This window comes from Pseudoalteromonas sp. MMG013 (assembly GCF_018100885.1).
In the GTDB taxonomy this organism is placed as follows: domain Bacteria; phylum Pseudomonadota; class Gammaproteobacteria; order Enterobacterales; family Alteromonadaceae; genus Pseudoalteromonas; species Pseudoalteromonas aurantia.
This window is the reverse complement of record NZ_JAGJEE010000143.1, coordinates 1-313: the sequence shown is the minus strand read 5'-3', so window position 1 is coordinate 313 and position 313 is coordinate 1. Positions and strand designations below refer to the sequence as shown.

Here is a 313-nt window from a genome sequence, read left to right as displayed (position 1 = left end):
CTGAATAGAATTAGAGAACACAAACATTGTTTGGGTCTGTAGCTCAGCTGGTTAGAGCGCACGCCTGATAAGCGTGAGGTCGGTAGTTCAAGTCTACTCAGACCCACCACTTTGCTAACCTTTTAGCTTTGGTATCAAACAATGTCATTCCAGTATTGTGGGGCTATAGCTCAGCTGGGAGAGCGCCTGCCTTGCACGCAGGAGGTCAGCAGTTCGATCCTGCTTAGCTCCACCACCTTACTTTTGAAAGAAAAGCATACTTCAGGTATATCCTGAGTATGAAGTGTGTTTCTCTTTGAGAAGTTAAATTCTC

2 tRNA genes are annotated in these 313 nt (G+C 45.4%); both read left to right on the top strand.

Annotated features, from left to right (window positions below):
- Positions 1-32 precede the first annotated feature (32 nt).
- Positions 33-109: transfer RNA gene (locus J8L98_RS24725), tRNA-Ile, on the top strand.
- Positions 110-159: 50 nt separating this feature from the next.
- Positions 160-235 (top strand) — tRNA-Ala (locus tag J8L98_RS24720).
- Positions 236-313: the final 78 nt, after the last annotated feature.